This is a genomic window from Acidovorax cavernicola, from assembly GCF_003581445.1.
This window is the reverse complement of record NZ_QXMN01000340.1, coordinates 1-588: the sequence shown is the minus strand read 5'-3', so window position 1 is coordinate 588 and position 588 is coordinate 1. Positions and strand designations below refer to the sequence as shown.

Annotated in this window: 1 protein-coding gene; it reads right to left on the bottom strand. The window is 68.4% G+C overall.

Features of this window, described 5'->3' with window-relative positions; genetic code table 11:
* On the bottom strand, nucleotides 1-588 hold a 588-nt coding region (locus D3H34_RS33535; protein WP_205736887.1), incomplete at both ends, for a tripartite tricarboxylate transporter permease.

Genomic DNA, 588 nt, shown 5'->3' with positions numbered 1-588 from the left:
GCCTTCATACAGCGCCGCGTACAGCACTTCGGCGACGGCGAACAGGCCCACCGCCACCAGCACGATGTCGATGCCGTCGAGCAGTTCCATCTTGCCGCCGGTGTAACGTGCGGCACCCGAAATCTGGTCCATGCCGATGCAGCCCGCGGCCAGGCCGACGAACAGCGCGGTCATGCCGCGCACCCGGCTCTGTCCCAGCACGGCGCTGACGGTGGTGAACGCCAGCACCATCAGCATGAAGTATTCCGGCGGGCCGAGGCGGACCGCGAAGTCCGCCACCGTCGGCGCGAACAGCGTGACCACCACGGTGGCGATCGTGCCGGCGACAAACGAGCCGATGGCGGCCGTGGCCAGCGCCGCGCCCGCGCGCCCGCTCTTGGCCATCTTGTTGCCTTCCATGGCCGTGACCATGCTCGCCGTCTCCCCCGGCGTATTCAGCAGGATCGAAGTCGTCGAGCCGCCATACATGGCGCCGTAGTAGATACCGGCAAAGAAGATCATCGAGGCCGTGACCTCGACCTTGGCCGTGATCGGCAGCAGCATGGCCACGGCCACGGCCGGGCCGATCCCGGGCAGCACGCCCACGGC